29 protein-coding genes are annotated in these 24,522 nt (G+C 53.0%); 6 read left to right on the forward strand and 23 right to left on the reverse strand.

All coding sequences use genetic code 11. The features are described from left to right. Positions 1 to 374: 374 nt before the first annotated feature. Positions 375 to 542, forward strand: a complete 168-nt coding sequence (locus VMW85_00630; protein ID HUT26539.1) for a hypothetical protein — start codon at positions 375 to 377, stop codon at positions 540 to 542. A 116-nt stretch (positions 543 to 658) separates the two neighbouring features. On the opposite strand, the gene VMW85_00635 is transcribed toward VMW85_00630, so the two are convergent. The 8 genes from VMW85_00635 to VMW85_00670 form a co-directional block, all read right to left on the reverse strand. Further along, complete coding sequence (locus VMW85_00635; GenBank protein ID HUT26540.1) at positions 659 to 880, reverse strand: hypothetical protein; 222 nt, start codon at positions 878 to 880, stop codon at positions 659 to 661. A gap of 169 nt (positions 881 to 1,049) precedes the next feature. Beyond that, positions 1,050 to 1,463, reverse strand: coding sequence for a GIY-YIG nuclease family protein (locus tag VMW85_00640; protein ID HUT26541.1), 414 nt, complete (start codon positions 1,461 to 1,463; stop codon positions 1,050 to 1,052). Positions 1,464 to 1,636: 173 nt separating this feature from the next. Further along, a complete protein-coding gene (locus VMW85_00645; protein ID HUT26542.1) occupies positions 1,637 to 2,557 on the reverse strand; it encodes a methyl-coenzyme M reductase family protein in 921 nt (306 codons plus the stop codon). Then, positions 2,557 to 3,126: a methanogenesis marker 17 protein gene (locus VMW85_00650; protein HUT26543.1), complete on the reverse strand. Its 570-nt coding sequence runs from the start codon at positions 3,124 to 3,126 to the stop codon at positions 2,557 to 2,559. The genes VMW85_00645 and VMW85_00650 overlap by 1 nt, the downstream gene beginning before the upstream one ends. Positions 3,127 to 3,130: 4 nt before the next feature. Beyond that, the gene (locus VMW85_00655) at positions 3,131 to 4,354 is read right to left on the reverse strand and encodes a methanogenesis marker 15 protein (protein ID HUT26544.1); all 1,224 of its coding nucleotides are present in this window, start codon (positions 4,352 to 4,354) and stop codon (positions 3,131 to 3,133) included. Then, positions 4,351 to 4,785 (reverse strand): methanogenesis marker 5 protein, encoded by a 435-nt coding sequence (locus tag VMW85_00660; protein ID HUT26545.1) that lies wholly within the window; start codon positions 4,783 to 4,785, stop codon positions 4,351 to 4,353. Before VMW85_00660 ends, VMW85_00655 begins: the two co-directional genes overlap by 4 nt. Further along, positions 4,782 to 5,207 carry a methanogenesis marker protein 6 gene (locus VMW85_00665; protein ID HUT26546.1) on the reverse strand — a complete coding sequence of 142 codons (426 nt, stop codon included), beginning with the start codon at positions 5,205 to 5,207 and terminating at the stop codon, positions 4,782 to 4,784. Before VMW85_00665 ends, VMW85_00660 begins: the two co-directional genes overlap by 4 nt. Beyond that, the gene (locus tag VMW85_00670; GenBank protein HUT26547.1) at positions 5,204 to 6,901 is read right to left on the reverse strand and encodes a methanogenesis marker 3 protein; all 1,698 of its coding nucleotides are present in this window, start codon (positions 6,899 to 6,901) and stop codon (positions 5,204 to 5,206) included. Before VMW85_00670 ends, VMW85_00665 begins: the two co-directional genes overlap by 4 nt. Positions 6,902 to 7,054: 153 nt before the next feature. Here VMW85_00670 and VMW85_00675 point away from each other — a divergent pair, with 153 nt between their 5' ends. Beyond that, the gene (locus VMW85_00675; protein ID HUT26548.1) at positions 7,055 to 7,618 is read left to right on the forward strand and encodes a hypothetical protein; all 564 of its coding nucleotides are present in this window, start codon (positions 7,055 to 7,057) and stop codon (positions 7,616 to 7,618) included. A 5-nt stretch (positions 7,619 to 7,623) separates the two neighbouring features. On the opposite strand, the gene mcrC is transcribed toward VMW85_00675, so the two are convergent. Both mcrC and atwA read right to left on the reverse strand, forming a co-directional pair. Further along, the gene (mcrC, locus tag VMW85_00680) at positions 7,624 to 8,226 is read right to left on the reverse strand and encodes a methyl-coenzyme M reductase I operon protein C (GenBank protein ID HUT26549.1); all 603 of its coding nucleotides are present in this window, start codon (positions 8,224 to 8,226) and stop codon (positions 7,624 to 7,626) included. A gap of 2 nt (positions 8,227 to 8,228) precedes the next feature. Next, complete coding sequence (gene atwA / locus VMW85_00685) at positions 8,229 to 9,851, reverse strand: methyl coenzyme M reductase system, component A2 (protein ID HUT26550.1); 1,623 nt, start codon at positions 9,849 to 9,851, stop codon at positions 8,229 to 8,231. A 196-nt stretch (positions 9,852 to 10,047) separates the two neighbouring features. On the opposite strand from atwA, the gene VMW85_00690 reads away from it, so the two are divergent. Next, positions 10,048 to 10,929 carry a DUF4443 domain-containing protein gene (locus tag VMW85_00690; GenBank protein HUT26551.1) on the forward strand — a complete coding sequence of 294 codons (882 nt, stop codon included), beginning with the start codon at positions 10,048 to 10,050 and terminating at the stop codon, positions 10,927 to 10,929. On the opposite strand, the gene VMW85_00695 is transcribed toward VMW85_00690, so the two are convergent. After that, positions 10,926 to 12,785, reverse strand: a complete 1,860-nt coding sequence (locus VMW85_00695; protein ID HUT26552.1) for a KamA family radical SAM protein — start codon at positions 12,783 to 12,785, stop codon at positions 10,926 to 10,928. The two genes, VMW85_00690 and VMW85_00695, sit on opposite strands and share 4 nt — an antisense overlap. Positions 12,786 to 12,925: 140 nt before the next feature. On the opposite strand from VMW85_00695, the gene VMW85_00700 reads away from it, so the two are divergent. Beyond that, positions 12,926 to 13,267: a hypothetical protein gene (locus VMW85_00700; protein HUT26553.1), complete on the forward strand. Its 342-nt coding sequence runs from the start codon at positions 12,926 to 12,928 to the stop codon at positions 13,265 to 13,267. Here VMW85_00700 and VMW85_00705 read toward each other — a convergent pair whose 3' ends face one another. Continuing rightward, positions 13,268 to 13,561: a carboxymuconolactone decarboxylase family protein gene (locus tag VMW85_00705; protein HUT26554.1), complete on the reverse strand. Its 294-nt coding sequence runs from the start codon at positions 13,559 to 13,561 to the stop codon at positions 13,268 to 13,270. An 84-nt stretch (positions 13,562 to 13,645) separates the two neighbouring features. On the opposite strand from VMW85_00705, the gene VMW85_00710 reads away from it, so the two are divergent. Further along, entirely contained in the window at positions 13,646 to 14,188 is a 543-nt protein-coding gene (locus tag VMW85_00710) for a hypothetical protein (protein ID HUT26555.1), read from the forward strand. A 113-nt stretch (positions 14,189 to 14,301) separates the two neighbouring features. On the opposite strand, the gene VMW85_00715 is transcribed toward VMW85_00710, so the two are convergent. From VMW85_00715 to VMW85_00760, 10 genes are all read right to left on the reverse strand, one after another. Next, positions 14,302 to 14,571 (reverse strand): DUF2098 family protein, encoded by a 270-nt coding sequence (locus tag VMW85_00715; protein HUT26556.1) that lies wholly within the window; start codon positions 14,569 to 14,571, stop codon positions 14,302 to 14,304. An 8-nt stretch (positions 14,572 to 14,579) separates the two neighbouring features. Next, on the reverse strand, positions 14,580 to 16,244 hold the full coding sequence (gene mcrA, locus VMW85_00720; GenBank protein ID HUT26557.1) for a coenzyme-B sulfoethylthiotransferase subunit alpha: 1,665 nt from the start codon (positions 16,242 to 16,244) through the stop codon (positions 14,580 to 14,582). A gap of 2 nt (positions 16,245 to 16,246) precedes the next feature. Then, positions 16,247 to 17,029, reverse strand: a complete 783-nt coding sequence (gene mcrG, locus VMW85_00725) for a coenzyme-B sulfoethylthiotransferase subunit gamma (GenBank protein HUT26558.1) — start codon at positions 17,027 to 17,029, stop codon at positions 16,247 to 16,249. 1 nt (position 17,030) lies between these two features. Beyond that, positions 17,031 to 17,453 carry a methyl-coenzyme M reductase operon protein D gene (gene mcrD, locus VMW85_00730; protein HUT26559.1) on the reverse strand — a complete coding sequence of 141 codons (423 nt, stop codon included), beginning with the start codon at positions 17,451 to 17,453 and terminating at the stop codon, positions 17,031 to 17,033. A gap of 2 nt (positions 17,454 to 17,455) precedes the next feature. Further along, the gene (gene mcrB / locus VMW85_00735; protein ID HUT26560.1) at positions 17,456 to 18,787 is read right to left on the reverse strand and encodes a coenzyme-B sulfoethylthiotransferase subunit beta; all 1,332 of its coding nucleotides are present in this window, start codon (positions 18,785 to 18,787) and stop codon (positions 17,456 to 17,458) included. A 299-nt stretch (positions 18,788 to 19,086) separates the two neighbouring features. Then, entirely contained in the window at positions 19,087 to 19,710 is a 624-nt protein-coding gene (locus tag VMW85_00740; GenBank protein HUT26561.1) for a TfuA-related McrA-glycine thioamidation protein, read from the reverse strand. Further along, positions 19,707 to 20,900: a YcaO-related McrA-glycine thioamidation protein gene (locus tag VMW85_00745; protein ID HUT26562.1), complete on the reverse strand. Its 1,194-nt coding sequence runs from the start codon at positions 20,898 to 20,900 to the stop codon at positions 19,707 to 19,709. The genes VMW85_00740 and VMW85_00745 overlap by 4 nt, the downstream gene beginning before the upstream one ends. Before the next feature lie 41 nt (positions 20,901 to 20,941). Then, positions 20,942 to 21,427, reverse strand: coding sequence for an Lrp/AsnC family transcriptional regulator (locus VMW85_00750; GenBank protein HUT26563.1), 486 nt, complete (start codon positions 21,425 to 21,427; stop codon positions 20,942 to 20,944). A 107-nt stretch (positions 21,428 to 21,534) separates the two neighbouring features. Further along, complete coding sequence (locus VMW85_00755; protein HUT26564.1) at positions 21,535 to 22,242, reverse strand: DUF169 domain-containing protein; 708 nt, start codon at positions 22,240 to 22,242, stop codon at positions 21,535 to 21,537. 69 nt (positions 22,243 to 22,311) lie between these two features. Continuing rightward, complete coding sequence (locus tag VMW85_00760) at positions 22,312 to 23,136, reverse strand: hypothetical protein (protein HUT26565.1); 825 nt, start codon at positions 23,134 to 23,136, stop codon at positions 22,312 to 22,314. Positions 23,137 to 23,234: 98 nt separating this feature from the next. On the opposite strand from VMW85_00760, the gene VMW85_00765 reads away from it, so the two are divergent. Beyond that, positions 23,235 to 24,224 (forward strand): DUF1616 domain-containing protein, encoded by a 990-nt coding sequence (locus VMW85_00765; protein ID HUT26566.1) that lies wholly within the window; start codon positions 23,235 to 23,237, stop codon positions 24,222 to 24,224. Here VMW85_00765 and VMW85_00770 read toward each other — a convergent pair whose 3' ends face one another. Next, positions 24,225 to 24,506, reverse strand: a complete 282-nt coding sequence (locus VMW85_00770) for a hypothetical protein (GenBank protein ID HUT26567.1) — start codon at positions 24,504 to 24,506, stop codon at positions 24,225 to 24,227. It lies immediately after the preceding gene. Positions 24,507 to 24,522: the final 16 nt, after the last annotated feature.

The following is a 24,522-nucleotide window of genomic DNA, read 5'->3' on the forward strand; positions in this document are numbered from 1 at the left end:
GATCTCGCATCTGCAGATGGGAGAATCATCATTTTGATGACGTCCTACCTAGCTAACGAACCCCGAAAGGATCGATCGCTTATCCGTATCACCGCTCACCCGCCTTAAGCCGGGCAATGGTTGGCAGACCTGCTCCCGAAGGAGCATGGATAGGACCTATACCTATGGGCACGATCCTCAAATCATGCTGGATCCATCCTGGTTTCCCTACAGCTTTTCCGACTCGGGCAATATTTACTATTGTCACCCATAGTATAAGTAATTTTTGTTAATCTATGGGATGGCCAGAATATTATTTGATGTATATTAATAAATTAGCTCAAGAAGGTGGAATAGCACATAACAAGAGTGCCCGGGCGGAGGGGAGGAGAAAGGTGACCATTGGTCCGACCCATTCCTCAAAATGGAGATGTTCCTCAGGCGACCATCCCTTCATCTCCGCCCGATCACCCGAAGGCTCGGGGGATCCGTTGGAACTGCGCACAGTTATCACAGGTGCCGTTTCCGAACGGTTGCATCTTTGGCTGATGAAAGCTCAGTGATTCGTTGTTAACGGATCACGGGTCCTGCCCTCTCCATTCCACGGGCAACTTAATACTTGGCGTTACTAACTATAAATAGATTATTTTTATACCAGGCAACGAAATTTGAGTCCCTCTCACTTGAGAGATTCCAATTCGGTTCGGGATGCCCGGATCTTTTCCCCGATCGAGTTCATCTTTGATTGGCACTTGTTACGAATGCGGTCCGCTTCCTCCTGACCCATCTCCCTCTTGTTGTAGCGCTTATCGGCCTCATCCATTTCGCTCCTGTATTCAGCCATAAGGGCGTTCAGGTCTTTTATGCGCTTTTCAAGCTTTTCTGACCTTGGTGCGAACATGAAAATCAATAGATATTATACATATGCCAACTATAAATTATTGGACCATTGCCCCTTCACCCCGGTTCCATACCTAATTTGACCAACGACCCCACGGAGGCGAAGCTGAAGGTGACGGAGACCTTGGCCCTTTCCATGGTCCTGTCTACCTTCTCCAATTACCTCATATTCAGTATGAACTGATCGTCTTCCATAAGGTCTTTAAAAGAGGTTCCAGAAGTTCTTCATCGGCCAAACGCAATAGATGACTAGGGCATGAACAATCGGATGATCCGAATCCTTTAACGGGGATGGTCAGCGATACATCTTGCGATAACGTTGTAAATATCCGACATTCCAAACGGCGTTCATCGGGGAAGATCAAGGCCCCGAATACCTTTCCCTCCTGCAGCAGGTAGTCGATATGCCAATGCAGTGTCTTATCGTGATCGAAATGCCTCCCTACCCGGTTGCCTATCCCGTTCAGGGCAGAACCGCAATACAAGTATGTCCCCGATGGAAAATGCCACTTTCCTGATCTCCCCACCTCTATGTCCCTATCCTCGTCCAGGGTTATCAGTAGGAGATAGCTGCCTTTCATCATGACCTCGATCCCACCTTTCCTTTGTATTGGTTATAACATAAACACCGTGGCCGTCATAAAAGATCATGTCGATCGGGATCAACTCGTCCCCTCCTCAAATGTAGGCTGGTGATCAACCATCATCATCGAACAATGCATGCACTTCTTCGAGATGACCTTGGCCAGAGAGGTAGCTAGTCCTTTATCGCTCCCTCTACCTCGGCCTTAGTACGGATCTTGATGATGGTGCTATCTCCCAGACGGCAATCGGATATTATGGCGATGTCCTTGAGCTTCCGCCCATAGACCTCCAGTTCCTCCATCTCCCTGAGATGTTTCTTGTAGGGGATCTTAACCCTCAATCCATCAACATGGAGCACCACTGGAGCCGGACGCAGACACTCCTGCACCGCATCCATCTCATCCAAGATGTCCTTTATTTCCGATGGGTGAACGAACAAGGGGTCTTCCTCGATCTCCATTCTCCGGACGTCGATCACCTCTTTGACCCGGTCGGCGATCTCCTCCAGCTTGGCGATCTCTTCGGCCCGTCTCATCCTTTCGACCTTCCGCCCCACTCCACATACCAAGGCTTCGCAGTGCGGAAGCGAATCTACCTCTGGACCGATGACCGTCACCACTGGGATCTGGATATCCTTGAATAGGTCTATCTTCTCATGGGTCACGCACTCCTTGAAGTTGCCCAGCATGAATATGGCCGCATCGTATTCCTCGATTATGGCCTTCTCCTCCGCTGATATCTGGCATGTCTTCCGTCCGCGGCCTCGGGCCAAACCCATGACGATGGTGATGGCACCGTATCGTCTCAGGTGCTCGGCTATATCGCATATTGGGTGTGGCATGTGGTGACGACCTAGGGTCGGTCCGATGACAGCTATCTCCGTCCCCGCCAGAGGAACCTCGATGATCTTACCACCCAGCTCTGCTGTCTTCCTCTCCACCAATGGCCGGTCCTCGGAGGGGATGGCCATGGTGATGATGATCATTACCTGCACCTGGGTCTTCTGCAGTACGAACCCGCCAATATCTTCGATGAGGTCGAAAAGCTCCTCGACCTTGTGCACTCCGCCGTCGTACATCAGCACTTCGTACATTATTCCTCCACCTCGCGGATCATGTACTGGTGCACCTTCTTGGCCTCCTCGATGAAATCGACCGTCATGCCATGCTCGGTAGCGACGATGGTCATGGTGTTGTTGTCATAGAACTCGTGACGTACCTTCAGCCCCTCGGGCAGCAAACGCCATATGGCGTCGAGAAGTTGGGAACGGGTCTCCTCCTCCGGATCCAGCTTAAGGTCGGAGAGCTCCTTGGCCGAAACACCTTCGACGAATACTTCCAGGCGGGTCAGCTGCTGTACCCTGTCCCGGCCGTACAAGCGCCATAGGGTGGCCATCAGACGGGGTGCGTACGACTCGTCCTTGATCTCGATGAAGGTCCCACCCTCCTGCGCTTTTATTTCAGCGATGTCGTATACTGGGCGTTTACCCGATGAGTGCTTGACCCTGAGGGAGACGATGAACAAGGTCTGGTCCGGGCGGATGGTCAGTTTGACCCGTTCCACCATGTTGCTCATTCCCATGTCCATCAAGATACGTCCCATCAGCCATTGATACGACTCCAGAGCATATTGCTCCGTTCCCTCCACCTCGAACTCGACCAATTTCTCACCCCAGAAGGCCGGATGACAACAGGGCTGCGCCGACCGCACCTATGTACTGCGGGTTCGGCGGCACTATGGGCCTCTCCCCCAGGGTGTGCTCCATGGCGGTCACCAATCCGGAGATCAGAGCTGTCCCTCCCACCTGGATTATGGGGTGGCGGACCTCGATCTCCTGCAGCTGCTGCTCGTATATCTGCTCTGTCACGCTATGACAGGCGGCAGCGGCCACGTCCTCCAGGGTGTTCCCGGCCGCCAACGACGTCACCAGGTCCTGAATGCCGAAGATGGAGCAGTAGGAGTTCATCTTGACCTTGGTATGATCACCCTTGTCAGCCAAAGCCCCCAGCTCGGTGATCTCCACCTTGAGCCTCTTTGCCGTCAGCTCAAGGAAACGACCGGACGCTCCGGCACAGATGCCCCCCATGGTGAAGTTGTCTGGGATGCCATCCCTTACAGTGATGGCCTTGTTGTCCATTCCACCAATGTCAATGATCGTCGCCTCACCTTTCTGCTTTCCGGCCAGCCACACGGCGCCTTTGGAGTTCACCGTAAGTTCCTCCTGGACGAGCTTGGCGTTGAACTTCTTTCCCAGTGTAAAACGGCCGTAGCCAGTTGTCCCGATCGCATCTAACTGCTCCCGTTTGACCCCGGCCTCGGCCAGGGCGTTCACTAGTGCGGTCTCGGCCGCTGAGAACACATCCGTGGTCGGCAGCCAGTATTTTCCTATGATCTCATTATCGCGCATTATGACCGCCTTGGTTGTGGAAGAACCGGAGTCCAGACCGGCGGTGAGACCGACCTGTCTTTCCCTGGCCAATAACTCCTTGCGCTCAACGATGGTCACTAAAGCCTCCATCCGGGTCAGCAGCTGAGCCGACTTGGTCCTCTCAGTGAAGGAATAGGTGACCACCGGTAGCCTGGTATGTTCCTGCACATACTTCCTGAGCTCCGTACGTACCAGCGCGGCCTCGGCGCACCTGAAGCAGGTGGCTATGAAAATGGCGTCGGCATCATAGTTCTTGTCGGCCAGCTCGATCGCTCGAGCGATCATCAATTTAAGTTGAGGGCTGTGAGGATTGAAACCGAAGTCCTTGACCGCTTTGTCGATCTTGTCCATGTTGACATCGGGATATACCATCTTGGCCCCGACGATCTCAGCGGCGTTCTCTATCTCCCCCTGCACCGCGCTATACTCGGTCCCACATGACAACTGAGCGATCTTGATCATTTTAATTCCTCCAGGAACTCCTTGATGCTGACGACCATGATCTTGGCCTCATCCTCGTCCTCAGGGTATTCCAGGGAGAGAATGGGCACCTTTCTCTTGCGTACCAGCAGTTTAGCCAGTTCGTTCGTTCTCTGACACCCGACGCATCCAAAGCTGTAAGGGGCGTCCTCCATGAATATGGCCGCTTCCGCCTGATCGATAAGCGGGCCGTAGATGGACATTCGACCACGTATGCCCGAGGGGATCTCGATACCTGCGTACTTCAATCCAAGCTTGACATCGTCCAAGGTCACGTTGAGCGGCGGAGCCTCTATCTCATTGGAGTTGACCCGGTCCTTCAGAGCCCCCATGAGGCTCAAAGGTTGGTGGCCGAACCTTTCCACCAGGTCATACAATATCAGGCTGTTCGGTGGCATTATGAAGATCTTCATGGTGATTCCTCTTCGATGAACTTCTTTAGATCGTTAACTGGCATTTTCATTCGTTTCTTGGGCTTGGGAGGTTTTTCCCCCCGCTCCAGACAAACGAGCCCCTTCTCAACCAGGCATAGATCCTTCCATTCCTTCTCCAGTTGAGCGAATCCGGGCCGGGACCCGTGGTGAGCCCGGCAGCGTCGAATATCACCCACCGGAAAGGCGCGTATCTTGGAGAAGATACGATTGGGGTCCAGCTTTCGGACCTCCGTCAAGGTATGCCACACCTCTTCCTTCGGTCCTTCGAGCACCACTCCGTAGCAGGTCTCCTTGACCGAGACCGGAAAACCGAGGTTGTGCACGAAACGAGCGATCCGGTCCGGTGTTAGGTCTGAGGACGGCGCGATCAGTATCAACCGGGTCTCTACATCATCGTTCATTTGGATTTCCCCGCCTTCTTGGTGGACTTGTTCGACCTCGTCCCAGCACCATTGACCTTCTTGGTCTGAGGCCTTTTAGATGGTTTCTTCGAAGTCCCTGTCTTTACCTTGCCCTTAACGACAGGAGCCTTCTTGGTCGCCTTTATTTTCACTTTTTTCTCCGGTTCGACAAACTCATCCAACAGCGCCTTGCGCACATAGATGACGTCTCCTTCCTGGATGTCCTTCATCATGCGATCGAGGTCGCCGATGAATCGCCCTAGGACATTGGTCCCGTGGGCCTCTTCGCCCGTGGGACCGAACTCATCGCTATCCTCCAACCTAATGCCCACCAATCCCTTCTGTGGACGTGACATGTTGGTTATGGCCACATCGCCACGTACCGAAGGTCCCATTAGTCTCTCGGGGTACAGATCGGCGGCCATTACGGGGTCCCCTACGAAGGTGATCATGGGCATGTCCTCGAAGGTGAAGTGTACCTTCAGGGTGCCTATTGTTTTGTGGTCGAGTCCGGTTATCTTGCGGAAGTAACGAACCGACCACGGTGATTCTTTCGCGTCCATGGAAATGGAGAATATCTTCTCCGAGGGAACGCCCATTGTCTCGATCTCCTCCTGTTTAAGGGCAAAGATGGTCATCTCCGGTTCCTGTTCCACGATGACAGCGTCGTCGGAAACATCCCCGACCCTCTTCTGCTTAAGACCTCGGGCTTCCAGGAAGGCCTTGGCCTCTGCCTGGGTCATACCTATGGTCATGACACGCATAGGGTCCGGTCTGACCAATACTTTGCCTCCAACCGGTACCAGATGTACCAGATTGAAGCCGTTCGTGACGTTCCCCACCTGGTTGTGGGAACGATTCATCTGCCGCACTTGGTTATAGAAATATATCTTGCCCGCCTGGTGGCCTTTGTGCCGTACGGTGACCGTATTTGATCGACGTACGTCGCTGTATTCCTGTCCCAAGCTGGTATCCATGTTCGTTTCACAGGCACTGTAGCTGAATCCCTTTTCATCGATGGGCAGACTACCTTCGCTCGCTACCACTAGAAAATGTTCACAGCATAGAGGCGAACGTTCGTCCAGCTTGACACCGACATAGGTCTCGATGGACATGCCATCTTCCACAGGTACGGTCAGATCGACCGTGGCGAAAGCGTCCTTTGAGGTCATGCGGAGCACGACTGGCTCGATGTCCTCAATGATGTCACCCTCATCAAGACGATCCAGAACATGCCTGCCCTTGGTAACGCGCCCAAAGATGGCGTCCTTTAACCCCAGATCATCGTTCATGTCGATCCTGGAGATTATGAAATATGTAGTGGATGCATCGAATCCACCCAGAGCGAAGAAACAATCATAGCGCTTGAAGCTGCTGACGCCCCTTGTCCCTTGAAACTCGGTGGGAAAGGATCCGAAGGCGTGTAGTCGACTTGTCTGCCAGCGAAGATTCTTTCCGATCACGTCGTGGTAGATATCCTTCCAGGCTTCCGCATAGGATGATTCATTGAGCTGAATGATGAATTGTCCCTTAGTGGTCTTGACCATGTATTCGTTGGTCAATTTTCGCTGGGCCTCCATAGGGCGGATCAATGCCACGGAACTACCTGGGACATATGGTTCCCCTTGAATGGCCTGGGCGACCGTGGTCCCGTCGGGCAACTCTTTTTCCAATCCGTTGACGACAGTTCTCATCTTGTCCCCCCATGGATACAGTGCGGCGATAATAAGGGTTTTGCCAAATGTACTGAACTGGCCACTCATTAATTGCCGTACAGCCTTCTCAGATGTCTAGCGCACCATCATCGATAAATAATCTATGAATAGGCATAGGGCCATATTTCGCCGATGAATAGAATGGAATTGCGGTCCATGGTCCGATCGCGGATCATGTCCCTGGAAGGAGTGGACTCCATGGAATTTCTCGATCATCGCCTCCGGGAGAAAGTAGAGGAGATGGAGAGGGGAGCGGAGGGCAATGGTGCGGTCGGTGGACTTATGCCTTTCGTGAACACCGGGGTTTGGGATGTCCTCACCCGCCAGGAGGTCTTAATAATCGTAGCCCGGCCAGACGTTCTCATTATATCACCTCAGCAAAACCTTGTCCATATCGTTGACCAGAACGAACAGATCATAGGTGAATACCTGCCCGAAGGATGTCGTGAAGACATATTATTGAGAGAGAACGCCTACCTGCTTAGTGAGGATTTCGTGATCTATGGCGATGTAGAGATCGTAGGCGAGCCGTACTTTCGCATACCGACCATGAGCTTCCCGCTCTTGGAAGACATACCCGGGATCAAGAACATCGCTAGCGCCAGCATATCTACGATCTCTGACGAATACCTAAGAAATCATCTTGGTTTCGTGGGCACCAAGCACTGGACGCACCTGGTAGGATATGATTATTGAGATCATCACATATTTCTTTTGATCTTGGAGACGATCTCATCCAGCTTGACCTGGCTGACCGTGGTGCCGCGCACTACTCCGGTGACGATGTCCATGATCGTCCCCTTGGTACCGATGTCCGAATCCTTGGGCATGACCAATCGGGTCTTGCAACCTATGCGTGCGAAGTCCTCGAAATCCACCGGGGCCTGACAGACGATGACCGATGGCAGGTCCACGTTCCTCATGATCAACCTTGCCTTGTAGATGATATGGTTGCGGACGTTGCCCAGGTGGATCAAGGCTAATTTGAACTGTTGGATGCGCGCTACCTCCACTGGGTCCAGTCCGAAAAGGGAACTGGTAGAGACGTCCGGAGCATCTGAAGGTACGCCAGACCCGGCCGTGACCACGATGACGGAAGTGTCTATGCCTTCTTCCCTTAGGCCGTAGGTTATCTCGCAGACCGGTTTGGTGATGTGACGCTTACCTGGTCCCATGGCCACTGCCACCACGTCGCGGCCGCTGTCAGAGATGGTCGCCCTGTTGGCGAGACTGCCCCCCACACCCATACCGCGGGCTTCGCGGCATTCCACAAAGCGGGTCTTGCGCCCAATGGAATCTTTCAAGTTCAAACCTCGCAGACCTTGGCCTCTTCACCTTCAAGGTCTTCCTGGGTCATTCCAGCCAGGACCTCTTGGGGTGTCCCCATTGCCACCACTTTTCCCCCCTTTATGAGGGCAACACGGTCGCAACACGCCAAAACGAAATCCATGTCATGACTGACGATGAGGAAGGTCTCGTTAAGCTCCTTGCGGGCATGGAGCACCGATTTGGCCACCGCCAAACGGGTGATGGGGTCCATAGTGCCGGTCGGTTCGTCCAGGACCACGAATCGGGGTTCGATGATCATGGTGCGAGCTAAAGCGATACGTTGCTTTTCCCCCACGCTGAGGGAGTCCGGGTAGGCATAGAGAACTCTCCCCACCTCCTTTGCAGTGAACCCAACTCCTCGGAGCACCTGGATAGCCTTCATCTTGCCCAGTTCTTGAGGTAGCCTCATGCCCAGACAGACGGTCAGGTTCTGCAACACCGTGTTGAACGGGTACAGAGCGTTCTCCTGATGCATGATGCCGATGTACTGAGTGGCGCGACCTCTTCCCTCTTCCCCGAGGTCGGACATATTGACCCAATCGTCGCCGACTCGCACTAAGACCTCTCCGTGCGTAGATGGGGTGATCCCGGAGATCATGCGCGATAAAGTGGTCTTTCCCGCACCACTGAGCCCTATTAAACCGAATATCTCCTTTTCACCTACATCCAAGGTCACTCCGTCCACAGCCTTGACCACGCCGCGAACGATGGAATAGAAATATTTCTTGGCATCGATCACCCGGATCACCGGCAGGCCGATCTCAACGTTCATTTCATTGTCCTTTTCGAACCCTACATCAAAATCCTTGGCGATATCGGAAGGCTTACCTTCCGCCTTGATCATACCGTCCTCGAGCCAGATGGCACGGTGGGATAGTAATTCGATGGCTTTTGGCCAGTGAGATGTGACTATCATGGACATCCCGGTATCTTTGACCGCCTTGATCAGCGCCTGGTGAACTGTTTCGGCCGTTTCCGGATCAAGCGTTCCCGTGGGCTCGTCGGCCAAGAAGAGGATCGGTTCGCGGGCCAATTGCCTGGCTAGTACCGTCCTTTGCTTCTCTCCTCCGGACAGGTCCCGGGCGATATGCATGGTACGGTAGGTCATATTGACCATTTCCAACAGGCGGATGGCCCTTTCCACCTTCTTATCGTCAGATTTCTCTTTCATGGCTTCGAAAACGTTTTCGATCACCGTGAGATCTCCGAACAGGGCGAAGGTTCTCTGCAACATGATAGCTATGCGGCTCCGCATCATCATGCGCACGGGATTCCTATCATCGAGGTTCCAGAAGTCCACTTCCTTGATGACCGTTCCCTTGCCGCACTTGGTGCATTTCGCACCAGGGGCGGGCAGGTCGATCCAACCACATTTCTCACAGTAGTTGACCCGGTAAATGATCTTTCCAGAATCTGGTTTGTACTCCTTGTTTCCCCGCATGGCGTTGATGAGAACGGATTTCCCACTACCGCTTCTGCCGATCAGTCCCAGGACCTCACCGGTATGAACCGTTGTACTAATGTCCTTCAATACCTGGTTCCCATTGAAACTTTTTGAGACCTTGTCCAAAATAATGAAGACCTCTGAACCGTCAGGCATATACCTTTGCCAACGATTATTGTCATTATAATACTTTCCCCGTTTATATCGCCTGGCATTAACAATTTGATTATGTAAAATTTATATGGATGGATTATATATCCATCCTATAATGTCCATGTCTTTTAACTCCTATTTCGCCGGTGGTCCAACACCCAAATTTAACGCTTTTCACATTTGGAAGGCGCACCAGATCGTGACAAAGGAAGGACCCATAGGGCGAAAGGCTTTAGCCGAACTACTTCAGATCGGAGAGGGAAGCACTCGGACCATCCTAGACAAGATGATGCGGGAGGGGTCCATAGAAAGCTCCAGGCTGGGCATCACCATCACCGATCGCGGCAGACACAAGCTGGAGAATTCTGGGATCGAGGCACGTCGGGTGGACCTATCGGACCTTACGCTCGGAAAATTCAACTGCGCCGTACTGGTAAAGGGGATGGCCTCCAGAGTTAAACTGGGTTGCGAACAGAGGGATGAGGCGGTGCGGGCTGGAGCCATGGGGGCCACGACATTGCTGGTAAGCCATGATCGTATCGTCTTCCCAGGCGATGAGGAGTTCCCAGAACAAAATCTGGTAGCTCCGTTGCGCAATTATTTCCGCATGGACGATGGGGATGTGATCATAATAGGCTCGGCATTTAGTTACGATGCTGCGGAGAAAGGGGCGGTGACCGCAGCGCTTTCGTTGGGAAATCTGAGCAAGAGGTGCTGGAACGAAGGTACCAATATTTTGAGCCAGGATACGGAGGCAGACGACCTGCGCTGTTTGGCTTTGGCGATTCATGAGCTCATAGGAAGATTACCGGTGACCATGCGTAGCCGGAACCATGAGGGCGTTCGATGCGAGGACGGTGATGTCGTCGATACGAATTTCACCGGCCCAATGCTGGAGGAATCGATGAGGAAAGGCACCATCATCAGAAGGATCTCCACCAGTGGGCCATACCGTGGTCTGCCGGTGATCGCCGTTCCGATCATGAGAAAGAGGGAGGCCATTGCGGTCATGGCCACTCTGGACCTTGGCAAAGGTACGCCCATTGAACTTCTGGAACGGCTGGCCCGGACCCGCGTTTAGAAGTAATACCAAATGCTGCGGTAGTCGTCGATGTTCTCTCCCCTTTCCGCCAGCTTACCGAGGAAATCGAGGATCGGTACGTCTTGGTGGACGTAGGTTGACGCCACGGCAATCTTCTCCTCCCATGGATGGAACTCATAGACCCGTTCCCCTCGAGGGGTTATGGAGATGAGATCGTGGGCCTGCCATGCCCTGAGATGGTTCTTCCCCAGGGCTGGTATGTTGAACACCGGTTCGTCTGTGCGGCTGAGGCCGGGAATTATTCGGGCCTCTTCCTTCCGCTCCTGCAGGAGACGGGGGATCGGCACTCGATAGCTGGATGTCTCCTCCTTGCCCTTGGCATTGAAGGTGTAGTAGGGATCTATCCCGATGGATTTTAAGGCCTGTCGTAGGGCCACGGTCTCGAAGCGCCGGGCGTTCTCCATGGTGAAAACCTGTTGGTTGTATACCGATATCCCCGACTTCCTCAATTTTTTGATACAGTCGGCCCCATCAGGCGTTATCTCGTAGGTATGCTCGAAATGGGTTACCAGGGCGAATTCACGATTGGGAGGGTCGTGCACCTCGGACACTATGTTTAGAAATCCCTCATCCACCCTCATAGGCAGGACAACTGGCACCCTGGTGCCCATTCTCACCCGTCGGACGTGTTTGATCTCCATCAGGCGTTTCATCAATTTGTGCAACATCCCGTTGGATAGTATGGCGGGATCACCTCCAGTGACCAGCACCTCGGTTACCGCTGGGTGTTCCTGGAACCATTCGATGGCTGCATCCAGTTTTTCAGGAGGAGCCATGGCATCTGGCGATAGTACCCCGTCTATCTCCCAGTTCCTCTGGCAATAGACGCATATCTGGGCGCAGGTGTTGTAGGGCTTGAATATGGCTATCATCGGGTAGCGCCGAGTGACCAGATCGATCGGTGATGTATCGCGCTCCATCATGAAATCCAAGGAAACCCCGGTGGTCCCCCTCGATGCTATCATCCCCCGCACATAGCTAAGGGGAGGAATGACCTGGGACCGTATGGCGTGATCAAATGTCCGCAAGGGCTCATGGTCCATCAAGGATAGGTAGTAAGGAGTGATGCCGAAGGGGATGTGGTTCTGTGAACAGAGGCGAATGGCCTCGTGCTCGTCCTCCGTCAGTTGTATCAGGTCGCCGATCAGATCGGCATCGAGCAGCACATTGCGCATGTGCCAGACGTAGTCCTGCCAATCTTCCATTGAGGCGTTGAAGTAATCCATTATCCGCCCCCGGTTGGCCAAACGGCGCTCGACCACCTCCGGCAATAATCCTGTTGGGTAACGATCAATATACTTCTGGGCCCCATCTGCCATGCCGTCCAAGTAATCAGACCTTATTCGGGCGGCATCCCTTCCGTCCACATACTGGAGGTCTAGAATACCCTCATCCTTGTATATCCCTGACTCGGCGCGGGTCCCCTTCAATACGTTGGCCATGTCGTAAAGGAAGGCCGGGTGACCGACGGTATGACCATCAGAACGAGATAGGTCGAAGAGGTGGGAGATTACCGATACACCGCTCAACTCCTCGTTCCTAGGGGAGAAGTAATTGCGCATGATCCTGATGCAAATAAGGGCGTTCGATCTCTCAAGAGCCTCGGTGTGGAATTCCCTGGAGTGATACCTCTCCTCTCTTCGCACTAACAATCTCAAGACCGCTTTGCGCGCCTGTTCGATCTCTCTGGATCGGGTCAGAATTCCATGCAGCTCCGGGTCTGCGTCCCAAAGCACTTTGTTCCCGATCAGAGTTCCAAAGGTATCTTCGGTCCTCTTTGTACTACCATCTGTAGAATATGGCCTTTTCTTCCCTGGTGTAGCCTTTTTGTTCATGAAATATCCTAGATCGCCCAGGAATTGTTGAAAAGGGATCATCCCGGGGTGTGATACTAATTACAAAAGGCTCATGGTACTTATGATTTATCAGTTTACGTGTGGATATGATTATCTGGCAGGAATGGGATTGAGGGAGAATGACCGATGAGATAGAATTACCATTACAGGCCACGGTGAAGTTGGATCCTGGAGTCTGCCGACTCCCCAGCACGATCCGGGTTCGTACCGACGGCCAGGTGGTGAAGTTCGAGGTGCTCGATAGCCAATGCCCTCAGGTCAGGAACCTGGAGAAGGTCTTGCGCCAGATGGAGATATGGGACGTGATGCGCATGCCATTCTGTGACAACACCGTTTATCAGATATGCGGAGAGGTGCTCAAGCATTCCTCGTGTCCTGTTCCCTTGGCCATGATCAAGTGTGCCGAAGCCGCAGCCGAACTGGCATTGAAGAAGCCAGTGATGATCGAGTTCGTCTGCTGATCATTCGGATAATAATTTCTTGATGGAGGGCATTCCAACTATCGCGCTCGGGCCGGCCAGATACATTGCTACGGTCAAGGATTCACGTATCTCGTCCTTGGTAGCTCCGGCCTCCATTGCTTTCTGGGCATGGAGGTCGAAACATTCATCACATTTCAGGACCGCGGTCACCGCCACGGCGATGAGCTCCTTCTCTTTGAAGGTAAGGATGTTATTCTTGAACACCTCGTTCTTAAAACGGTACATTGCCCGTATGACCTCGGGCTGCTGTTGTGCGATCAGTTCAAGACTCATGATCAGGGAATTGCTTTGCCGGGATAAAAAGCGCATCCAAGCTAATGAAATAAATATTTCTAATTATAGCACATTGGGGGCGGCGTGGACGCAGTAAAGAGGGCGATAGAAATCATCAAGGCCATGACAGGAACCAAGATGGCCTTTCCCTTGGAATCGGAGATCGTCGAGGCCATAAAGAAGATCGAAGGCAATGTAAAGTCCCAGATCGGACTGGATGTCGTCAACGAAGGGGTCGCTCAATGCCTCAATCGACAGCACGTGATCTGCATTATAAAGGATACACGCTTCAGACCTCCGCCAGAGCCGACCGTTCTCATGATGGGTGATAAGGATATGGTCCTAGGCACTGAGATCCTGCCAGGCATGCATACCTTATACAAGGACAAGGAAAACGTCTGCTGGCTTGGAGACGATTTCGTGGTCTTCACCGACATGGTCCCAAAGACCAAGGAGTATTTTCTAATGCCCCCGGTGTCGTTCCCGGAGCTGGAACAAATAGAGGGGGCGAAGAACGTGGTGTCCTGCAGTCCCTCACCTTTGGGAGATATCATTATAAAAAATCATTACGAACTAGAGGACGATCCTAAGCTCGCCAGTCTCCTGGTGGGCTTTGACATGTCCTGAACGATCTTTTTTGATCTTTATTTCGTGGCTGATGAGCGTCAATGACGTTCGTCCGTTTATTTTATTTTTTTAAAAAAAAGAAGATAGATGGAAAGGGTTTGTTTCGCGCGTGTTCAGCCGCCCCCGCTCGGTGTCAAGGTCGATATGTCGGCTATGACATCCTTGGTCAAAGCGTCCATTTCTTCCAATGACATCGTCCGGGTCCTCTCCTTGAAGGAGGTCCGCTTGTACTCGGCCGCCAAGGCAGGTTCGAGGAGACTGGTTACGTACCAGAGTTCGTAGGTGTCGAGCATAGCCCATTCCACCCCATCGCGCTCTTGCACTTCCAGTACCTTTCCCACCGTCCCGGTGACTTTGTATTTCGCGTAGTCTCCTTCTTGCATTGGACACCTTACTTGGCGGGGATGATTGCGGTCCTCTCACCCGCAGGCATGAATTCCCTCAGGCAACCGCGGCCAAACTCCTTGGTGATGTTGGCCCAGTCGAATGGGAGGTTCTTGTCTGCGAAGGCGATCTTGACCAGCGGGTTGCACACGTAGGCGTCGCCGCGAGCTGCGTGAGGAGCCATAGCGATACCGCCGTATCCGCTCAGGTGACCCACGTTCATGGCGTAGTTCGGGAAGTTCGGACCCCTCAGTTCGTGGGGCAGACCCTCGTCGCTCCTGTAGGAGAACGAATTGGCTGCACCGCACATATCCTGAAGATCGTATCCGTAGAACCCTAGCCTGCCGAGCCTCTCCCTGTGTTGGTACATAGAGAGATACCATCCGTTAACACCTGCGTTGGCGTTACCAGTGGCGAAGGCGGTAGCGATACCGGTTGCGGCTGCTGCCACAGTGGCCCTCTGGGATCCACCGAAGTGGGCTTCCATGGCGGCCGGGTAGCGCTCGTACATCTCCAGGGCGTACGAATTGACCTCGGACCCGAGCTTTTCGATAAGGTCGGTGGTGGGCTTGCTGTTGCAGAGTCCGCCGTACTTGTCCTTTATGTGGTCAATGGCCCAGTAGGTGTAGTCCTCTAGGATGTTGTCGGTATAGGCGGCAGTGGCGTACTGAGTGAACCCGACTCCTCCGGACATGTAAGACCCGAGGTATATCTGGTCATAGATCACTGCACCCAAAGCGACAGTCTCCAACGCAGCGCGACCTGGGTCGTCCGGCTTGGTCCTGGTGCTCTGCACCATATCGGCCAATACTCCGAACGGAATTCCACCAGGCTCGTTGGGGCTCCTGGCCCTCCTGGCGGGCATCATGGTACCCATTTCCACCACTGCAGCGTGCTTGGCGGCGAAGGCGAAGTCGGCGATAGCGGCTTCTCCGGCTGCCAGTCTGTAGGCGGTGATAAAGGCCATGGAAATCTGCATCGCAGAGTGCCTGGCTATGGTACCACCGTCGCACACGCGGCCTATGATGGATGGCACACGCACGACCTGCCACAGCTTCTTGCCAACGGCGGCCTTCAGCTGCTTGGCCTGAGCTGCTGGGAACTCCTTGTTGATGTCGATGACGAAGCACTTGTCGATCTCGTCGATCAGCTCGTCGTCACCAGAGAACACCTTGACGTAGGAATCCTTCACCATCTCAGGGCAAAGCTCGGCCATGTGCTCCTGAACCACTGCGCCGCCTGGCATGGTGTGGTTAACAGCTTCCAGGTAGCGGTTGATGGTCTCAGGGGTGACCTCCTTCGACAGCCTCTTCTCTATAACGTTGTGGGCGACGTCCAGACCGACGATGACGGTCCTGCGTATGTCGTCCCAGCACTGCTGCATTGCAGCGTTGTTGACCCAGTGTAGGTCATCGGCCTCACCATAAATGTCGGTATGGGACAGCTGGTAGGGCATCAAGACCCTCTGGCCGAGCGCAACACCGACGTCCTGGTTCATCATGGGGATTCCACGGGCCTTGGCGATCTTGTTCGCCTGCTCTACCCACTCCCGCTTCCTTCCAGACTGTCTCCAGCCTCCGTAGGAATAGTGCTGAGAGCGGACCTCCGTGGGGTCCTCCTTGAACTTCTTCTTCATGGCGGCGATAAACATTTTGTCCTTTTCCTTCGCCATTTTCAGTCCTCCTTAACATCGAAGGGCTTGAAGCCACACTTGCTTCTAAGGGTGTGTATCCTGAGGTTCTGCCTCATGACCTCCTCGTCGTCCCTCATGTCCACGCCATCTGCGCGGAACATCGGGGTGTGCTCCTTCAACCACTTCTCGGGCATCGGCTTTCCGACCGGGACAGGCTTGTCCAACGGGACACCGACCTGATCCTTCACGTACTCGACCTCTCCCTTCTTAGCGTTCCACCGGAACCTCTGCCAGGCGTCGAACATCAGACCGTTCTGGTCAAGCCTAACGGCGTGGCCGTGCACGGTAGCTCCCCTGATACCAGTCCTTGCGGTATCAAAGGTCTCGTTGTCGATGAGTTCCTTGGCGATCTTTTCGACGTCCCTCTCCCTCATCTCGATGATCTGCCTTCCAGATAGGGTACCAGTATCGATACCTCTCAACCTCCACATGTACATCTGAGCCCTAACATACGGTATGATAGGGGCCCAGTAGACAGAGTCGGTGAACTGAACGTATCTTATCCTGTCTCCATGCTTTGCGCCATCGCTTGCCTCGACCAACTGCCTGATCGGGCAGTCGGGCTCGGAACCCTCCTCCAGCGGCGGGTGGATGGTGGCATAGTCGGAACCTGGGGTTCTGTGACCCAAGATCTTGACCACGTCGTCCATCGGAACGTCGCGAAGCTTTTCCAACTTAACGTTGGGGTCCATCAGGCGTCTCCTGTTCTTGGCGGGCAGGGTGGTGCCAGGATAGAATTGTGCTTTGTATTTTGTCTTAGCCATGTTATTTCACCAATCCTTTTTTATAATCGGTAACAGTCGGCTTGAACTTCGAATATCGACCTACCTCGAGATTGAACCCGAAGGGGAGCAAATCCTTGCAAACCTCCTCGATGTCCTTTAAGGCCTGAGTTACAAAATCGATGTCGCTTATCTCGACGAAAATACGACCGACTTGGACCCTCAGTTCCACTTCTTCCCCAACCACTGTGATCATTCGGCGTTCCGGATGATTCACAGGGCCTCCGGTCCCGGGGCCCATTTTCATGACCGCCGGTAGGTCCTCGCCTTGAACGGTTATCTTTCTCACGTTCTTCACTTCGTGCAACCTGTTCAGTAACATTTCAGTGGTGTCCGCGAGCAGTAATCGCTCCGGGAAGATCTGTATCTCGGGCAGGGGAACCTCTTCAGAGGTAGGCTTATCCATGTTCAAGCCACCTGCTCCTTCAACTTCTTGGCCTCCTTGCCGACCACCTTCAATGGGTTCTTGAACTCTGGAATCTCACCGAAGACCTCCTTCAGAACTGCAGAGGTGTGTTCTGCGCTGAAGTACTGTGTTCCGGCATCCAGGGCACAACCCGCGGCAATCACCGGTATGACGGTTCCCTTCGCGTGTCTGGTAACCACGTGGTTTCCGTGGAACAGACCCGGACCGCCTCCACCATAGATAGAGTGGCTGAAGAAAGACATACCGACAGATGTACCCATAGCCCTACCATAGTCAGTACCGGGCAGGCTGGTTTCGTGCTCCACCAGGTCGTTGTAGTATAGAATGGTGGATGGAATACCTTGTGCGGCCCTTGCGGCACCGATGTTCACACAGATCGCGGCTAGCAGACCAGCGGACACATAGGCGTTCCACAGCGGGAAGTCGTTGGTAACGTACTCAACGAATCCGGACGGGAACTTCTTGCCCTTCTTGATGACCTTGTCCTCCAAGGCCCTTCCGACCATGGATGCGACGACGTCACCGACAGTGCCGGTCTTTCCGTTCTCCTTGACCCAGCTATAAACCAGGTTGTTGGCGTTCAGACCCTGGTAAGCCAGGGACAACAGGTGCTGCCTCTCGAAGTTGCCGATTGCGTCACCCATCTCGTAGGCCGCTGCGGTCTCGTAGATAGAGGACAGAGCGGCGGCGTTCATGGCGTTCCTACCGGTCAACATGACGATGTGGTTGGCCATGATGTTCCTGAGCGCGTAGCCAGTACCCTCGTTCAGCTGAGGAACATCAAGGATGCTCTTCAGGTTGGAGCCCAGCATGTTGATGGTCTGAGGGTATCTTCCCCAAACAGCTGCCTTCACCATCGAGGCCTCGAACATATTCACGTCGAAATGGTCGATAATGGCCTCAGTCACGGCGGCAGCGACACAGGTAAATCCAGTGGTATACTCGGCACCAGAGTCAATTCTGACGCTGGGGCAGGTAACAACCATTCTCTTACCGTCTGCCATGCTCTTGACTTCAGAGTCGTCGTCCTTGCTGACCTTGATTATGTCTCTAATCCTTTTAGCCAATTTGTCAGCGTCCGCCACTACTGCGACATTCAAAACCCTGCCTGGGACGTTCAAGTTGCCAACCGCTCCGGTCTTGAGACCTTTCTCAATACCCTCGAGGTTGACTGCGATCGTCCTCTTTGTCAGAGAGATGGTTCGCTTAATGGCCGCGTTGTTTAACGGACTTATTGCTTCTAGAGGCACGTCCTTTTCAATGACCTTGCCTCTGTCATCATACAAGTCCACCTTGTCTTTAAATCTTGCCATTTTTTACCTCCTTTTCAATAACTCGGTAATTTCACGAGCAGATATGCATCAAACTCATGAAAACCGGTTCCCCTTGCGAAGTCGAAAAGGTGGCGTTAGAATATAAGCTTGATGATGGATGGATTATCCATCCATATTAAACAATAGCTTACTTTTTTTAACTACCCAGACAAAAATGCCCCTGATTTAACGTCATTAAATTTTTTAATATTAAAATATATTTATTTTAATATGATTTGAGTTTTTTATTTTTTTTTAATAGCATCGATAATACTTAAAAATGGGGTTTATCGACCTCTTTAAAGAGATAACAGGACTGTTATCGCGTCTTCCTTCTTATAATCTCGGTAATTTGCTGTAAAATAAAAATTGAATCGCTCTGATTTTTCACGAGACAATAATGAAGAGATCATGGACAGGAATCCGGAAATGGTACGCCGGGGATAGTAAATCTTTCTGAATTCGGTGAGCATCTCTTCACCTTCTTTGAGATCGATCACCCCATCGCGTATCGCGGATTTCACTAGAAACCTGATATTGACCATGGGTTCAGATAGAGCTTCATAGTTCTCAGGATCGAATACCAGGGCTACTTCGTCGTCCCCTTCGATCTTACCGCTAGAATATTCTTCAAAAATGCGTCCGACGCCTATCATTCCTAACTGGCTCAGTTCCGATGCTCTTAGGGCGCCCATGCTACCCCCGCCAACCACCTTCACGCCCTTGACCATCAATGCCATTATCTCTCGGTGACCGACCGAGCAGTTCTGTAGGAACACACCGTCGATTATGCCAACGACGTCAACATCCCCCAACTGTGTCAGGTCCCCCCTCTTTACAGGAGGACGATAGTCCGCATCCAATATCTCACGTGCCTCATCCAGCGACAGGCTGGGGCCCAGAAACACCACCGGCCGGCTCATGTTCCCAGCCTGGGTCCGATCCGATCCATGTCCATGGCAAATATCTCCATACCGGGTACGATCATCCTGACCACCGGTATACCGAGCTCCGGCCTGGTCAGCTCGACCGCGATGACCTTCTCGAAGCCCCGGTCAAGAAGATGGTCCAAAACGACCTCGATGTCCTCGAGGATGTCCTTGGTATCGAATTCCGGGAAATCCTTCATACGTACCTCGGACGAGGAGGTGAAGTACATGGCGTTCAGACTCTTCATGCGCTCGTATCCCACCTCTCGGTTCAGGTCCGCCTTGGTGGTATCCTCCCTCGCCCCGTGTATCTGCGTGCAGCGACTTTGTGCCACCTCGGTCAGCGCCCTGATGGCTGCCACCCGAGGACTGAGATGGGTCCCAACTCCCAGATTGAGAAGTGCGGGGTCCTTCATTCGGACATCGTCGGCCGCGGCAGCGATGGTGGGTATGCCTACATCACTGGTCAGGTCCTTGAGGTGCACTTCCACCCCCTGAGAACTGAACTTGTTTAAAAGCTCGCTAACGACTGGACAATCATCCTCGACCACGATCTCCCCTCGTGACACTTTTCTAGCCTCGGAAATTGACCAGGCATCCCTTTCGATCACCTCGCACAGACCGTGCAATACCGCCTCCTCCAGATTGTTTCCGGAGGCGAGACCGTTGGTGTTGCTACGGAATAGCTGCAGGTCTTTTTTGGAGTCATAAGGATGATAGACCGCCACGGCCGGCACCCATATCTCCTCCCCCTCCATGAGATCGTAGCCCTTGACCCAAGCGATGGGGTGGTAATTTACATGCACGTTGATCATCTGCGGCAGGATCAACGTCCTGGGGTCGACGGCGTTCTCCGAGGCGAGCATGTTGTCCATCATATCCCGGCGCAACCTCTCGTCCCCCGGTTCGGCAGAGTAACGTTCCATACCCTCCATGATCGCGGAGACCCGCGCCTGCTCCCGGCTTGCCCCTTTACCATTGTATATGGATATCGCACCCTCCTTGGCCATGGGCCTGATGCTAGAGAACACCGGTATTCCAATGCGATCGAGGTCGGTGATGTCCGCCACTCGAGTGATGCCAGCCTTAGAGAGCAATGGTTCGACCCTTTTCAGGGTGGTGAGCGGATCAACAGCGCGGTGACCGTCCTTGGTATAGGTCTTGGGGGCGGGTCGTAGCTCCATGGAAGGGGTTAACCATCAGGGCGGTCAATAAATCTTTGGTGTCATCCCTCTCGACCTTCTTCCTTTTCCGCCAGGGGAGTTGCTAGGTCGAACATGGCATCCTCGTTCATACCGATCCTCTCTATGAGTATGTCCACCTCCACCCTTTGAATATACGGTATATTGACGATCTTGTCCTGAATGAGGTCATACAGCTTATCAACGCTGGTTGCGTAGACCTCACATATCAGAGAGTGATCGCCGAACACCTTGTAGACATATTGTATCTCATGATATTTTTTCAACTCATCGATGACCGATGTCAAGGGGGCGCCCACCACCTGAAGACCGATCAGCGCCCGCATGAGACCCATCTTAGTGGTGTTCACCTGCATGGTGTAGGCCTGCACATACCCATCGTCCTCCAGACGAGAGATGCGCCTGCTGATCGTCGCTTTAGAAACGCCTAACCGGTCAGCTATGCTACTTAGTCCCTCGCGAGCATTGCGCCGTAACATTCTGAGGATCTCGAGATCCGTTGTGTCCATGACCTTCCCCTGCAACAAATTTGCAAAATGGTCATTAATTATATGATTATTTGGACTTTTGTTTCATAAACTACATATTAATGTAAAAAAATTGTAAAAAGGGAAGTTTATCCTGTTTTGATCTTGGACTTCCCTCTTGGCCCGACGAGCCTCTCCAAAGCCGCCACTACCTCATCCAGTTTGGAGGCGGGAATACCGACCAGCATCTCTGAAGGCTCCAGATCGGTGGACTTGCGGCAACCGAAGCATCCGATGGACAGACTGAGCGTGTCATGCAAATAAGGGTAGACCGTGGAATAAGCGCAGCTCGCCTGGAACGGCTCCATCTCCACCACCATCTTGCCTCCTTGGAAGAACTTCGCCGCCACTGGGAGCAACCAATACATCTGCTCTGGCGTGCCTGTTACGATGACGACATCCGGTTTTATCTTCGTTTCGCTCAGTGGAGAGACGGCAGTGGCCATTACACTTCCGCATTCCAGCTGGGGGCGTTCCTCGATCATCTTCTTGGCCGCCTCAACCGTATCGAACATACCGATATTGAAGTGGAACTCACCGGATTTGACCTTGTCCGGTATGGGTAATATGCCAAGGGCGGACCCGCCCACCACGCAGGCATGCTTTTCCCCGGTCAGAAGCAACTTCTCCCCTCTCCTGGCCCTCATAATGGATTGACAATGCCTTATGTTCTTTTCCGGGACCTGATAACCTTCTGGCAGGGCCTCCCCCTTTTTGATCAAGGTAACAGCCACCGGTTCTGTCTTGAGCTCCAGAACGTCCATGAGAACTTTGGCGGATTTTGCATAGTCGGTCAATTTAACACCTTATAGAATACGTCCGTATACGATAGATAATGATTGGTATTGACCTACGTCCGATCCTGATCAACGCACCGAACATACCCAGCGATCGTAGAAGAGGTCTCTTTGATTTTCGAAGATGGTGCATGTACGACCTTTGTCATGGCACCATTGCTCCATGAACTTCACCTCCTCCTCTGTGGCAACCGTCATGATTATATTATCCGCCAATTCCAAAATCTGGTCAACTATCAACTTCCAGGTCCAGGAGTTGATGATGTTGATGTCTCCGGCCATCAACATGATGGCATACGGGGCCTTATCCAGATATTCCGAGGCCTTGGTCCCGTCCAGCAGCACGGTGTTCCAAGGTTGCAACCGACCCTCCAACAGACCGCGGCACAGCAGATCGCGGTCAACGTCATATGCCAATGGTCTCAGACCCATCTTCACCAGGGTCTTGCTCCCTACGCCGGAACCGCAACAACAGTCATAGCATAGGTCTCCAGGCTTGAAATGCCATTCCTTCCAGATGAGATCGGAGACCTTCTTCTCCCGATCGGCAGGAAGGTCATCCAAGGCAGGCTGGCATTCTTTCAACATTTTATTGGAGAAATATTCCATCACCGCTTCCCGCCAATCCTCGATACTGCACTTGAATACCTTGATGTCCAATTCCGGAAGGATCTCGATGAGGTCCTCGGAAGGCTCCTTCCACAGAAAACTGACGGCCTTCCATCCTTCGTCCTCGCGGGCCATTGCCAGCGGTGTTTCATCATTGTCTATCAGTAAGCGGACCTCGGTCGACCCCCGGAGCATTTGGACCAGGGATGACTCGTTGGTCAACGCTTCGAACGAGCTCTCGATCAATCGTACGTCCTCCAACTGGAAAAGCTCGGGAAGTTTCATTTCAATGCGGAAATGATTAATTCATTATTAATAACTGGTCGATACGACCCCGGCCCTGCACAAATGGATTATATATCTTTATTCTCTCCACATTGCAAATGAACCTTCAGCCTAAACGGGACTGGGACCTATGGGCCATCATCGGGCTTTCCTTGACCCTGATTCTGATCATATATCTGTTGCCGGACAACGTTATGCGTGTGATCATAGGCCTGCCGTTCATTCTATTCTTTCCCGGTTACGCCGCATTGTCCGTGCTCTTTCCTGAGAGCAAGGACCTGGAGATCATCGAGAGGGTTGCGCTCTCGTTCGGTCTCAGCATAGCCATCTCACCATTGGTGGGCTTCGGCCTGAACTATACGCCCTTCGGGATACGCCTAGCACCGATCCTGCTCAGTTTGTCGGCCTTGAACGTTGCTCTTAGCGCCGCGGGATTATACCGCCGACAGATGGCCGAGAGTCCCTACCTCCCGTTCGACCCCGTGAGGACCGCTCGAGGATACCTCGTGCAGTTCAAGGCCGAGAAAGGTTTGGACCGGATACTCACGGTCGTATTGGTGATCTCCATTCTGTCGTCCGTGATCGCCTTGGTGTACGTCGTTGCCGTCCCCCGACAAGGAGAGAGCTTCACCGAGTTCTACATACTGGGACCGGGGGGCAAGGCTGAGGACTATCCACACAATTTGACCGTCGAGCAGGAAGCCTCGGTCATCATCGGTCTGGCTAACCACGAGCATCGGGCGGTGGAGTACACCGTGGAGCTGTGGTTGGTAAACATGACCTTCGTGGATAACGTCACCCAGGTTCACAGCATGTATTATTTCGATTCTCTCACCGTGACATTGAACCATACGGATGTCGACCTTGAAGGGGAATGGCAGCCACAGTGGGAGGAGGCTTACAACTTCAACGTCAGCGTGACGGGCAACTACAAGCTCTGGTTCCTGTTGTACAAGGATGGGGCGCCGATCCTGCCTTTCGCCCCTGTGTCGATGGTCGATTATTCGGGCACCTCGGCCGAGGAGCGCATAGTAATGGCCGTAGAAAATGAGGTCCAGAGCCTGAACCTGAATCTAAGGGTGACCTGATCACATGATGGTCAGGTAACGCCTATCGTACTCGTTCATCAGGGCGTTACGATATATCTTCTCCTGCTCGGCCATGATGTCGTTCTTTGCCTTGGTCCGGGATAACAGTTCATCGGCCACGTCCTTCCTTTTTGTCAGTTTCATTCGTCGAACCTCTTCCATGGTCATTTCCAGATCGACCACATCCACCAATCTACCGTCGACCAGCAGTTTTTCCCCTTCCCGCATGGAAAGACCAGGGCCACAGTCAATACATTTCAATTTGGATTTTTCATCGCTCATGCTCGCACATGATGAT

The organism is Methanomassiliicoccales archaeon, assembly GCA_035527755.1.
Taxonomy (GTDB): Archaea; Thermoplasmatota; Thermoplasmata; order Methanomassiliicoccales; family UBA472; genus UBA472.

Excerpts from the sequence above, each read along its gene's own strand:
- VMW85_00695 (HUT26552.1), bottom strand. The coding sequence starts at position 12,785 with ATGAACAAAAAGGCTACACCAGGGAAGAAAAGGCCATATTCTACAGAT.
- VMW85_00675 (HUT26548.1), top strand. The coding sequence starts at position 7,055 with ATGAATAGAATGGAATTGCGGTCCATGGTCCGATCGCGGATCATGTCC.
- VMW85_00635 (HUT26540.1), bottom strand. The coding sequence starts at position 880 with ATGTTCGCACCAAGGTCAGAAAAGCTTGAAAAGCGCATAAAAGACCTG.
- mcrB (HUT26560.1), bottom strand. The coding sequence starts at position 18,787 with ATGGCAAGATTTAAAGACAAGGTGGACTTGTATGATGACAGAGGCAAG.
- VMW85_00760 (HUT26565.1), bottom strand. The coding sequence starts at position 23,136 with ATGAAACTTCCCGAGCTTTTCCAGTTGGAGGACGTACGATTGATCGAG.
- VMW85_00700 (HUT26553.1), top strand. The coding sequence starts at position 12,926 with ATGACCGATGAGATAGAATTACCATTACAGGCCACGGTGAAGTTGGAT.
- mcrA (HUT26557.1), bottom strand. The coding sequence starts at position 16,244 with ATGGCGAAGGAAAAGGACAAAATGTTTATCGCCGCCATGAAGAAGAAG.
- VMW85_00640 (HUT26541.1), bottom strand. The coding sequence starts at position 1,463 with ATGATGAAAGGCAGCTATCTCCTACTGATAACCCTGGACGAGGATAGG.
- VMW85_00655 (HUT26544.1), bottom strand. The coding sequence starts at position 4,354 with ATGATCAAGATCGCTCAGTTGTCATGTGGGACCGAGTATAGCGCGGTG.
- VMW85_00660 (HUT26545.1), bottom strand. The coding sequence starts at position 4,785 with ATGAAGATCTTCATAATGCCACCGAACAGCCTGATATTGTATGACCTG.
- mcrG (HUT26558.1), bottom strand. The coding sequence starts at position 17,029 with ATGGCTAAGACAAAATACAAAGCACAATTCTATCCTGGCACCACCCTG.
- VMW85_00705 (HUT26554.1), bottom strand. The coding sequence starts at position 13,561 with ATGAGTCTTGAACTGATCGCACAACAGCAGCCCGAGGTCATACGGGCA.
- VMW85_00770 (HUT26567.1), bottom strand. The coding sequence starts at position 24,506 with ATGAGCGATGAAAAATCCAAATTGAAATGTATTGACTGTGGCCCTGGT.
- VMW85_00670 (HUT26547.1), bottom strand. The coding sequence starts at position 6,901 with ATGAGAACTGTCGTCAACGGATTGGAAAAAGAGTTGCCCGACGGGACC.
- VMW85_00740 (HUT26561.1), bottom strand. The coding sequence starts at position 19,710 with ATGAGCCGGCCGGTGGTGTTTCTGGGCCCCAGCCTGTCGCTGGATGAG.
- VMW85_00665 (HUT26546.1), bottom strand. The coding sequence starts at position 5,207 with ATGAACGATGATGTAGAGACCCGGTTGATACTGATCGCGCCGTCCTCA.
- VMW85_00715 (HUT26556.1), bottom strand. The coding sequence starts at position 14,571 with ATGCAAGAAGGAGACTACGCGAAATACAAAGTCACCGGGACGGTGGGA.
- VMW85_00745 (HUT26562.1), bottom strand. The coding sequence starts at position 20,900 with ATGGAGCTACGACCCGCCCCCAAGACCTATACCAAGGACGGTCACCGC.
- VMW85_00765 (HUT26566.1), top strand. The coding sequence starts at position 23,235 with ATGAACCTTCAGCCTAAACGGGACTGGGACCTATGGGCCATCATCGGG.
- mcrD (HUT26559.1), bottom strand. The coding sequence starts at position 17,453 with ATGGATAAGCCTACCTCTGAAGAGGTTCCCCTGCCCGAGATACAGATC.
- atwA (HUT26550.1), bottom strand. The coding sequence starts at position 9,851 with ATGCCTGACGGTTCAGAGGTCTTCATTATTTTGGACAAGGTCTCAAAA.
- VMW85_00645 (HUT26542.1), bottom strand. The coding sequence starts at position 2,557 with ATGTACGAAGTGCTGATGTACGACGGCGGAGTGCACAAGGTCGAGGAG.
- VMW85_00750 (HUT26563.1), bottom strand. The coding sequence starts at position 21,427 with ATGGACACAACGGATCTCGAGATCCTCAGAATGTTACGGCGCAATGCT.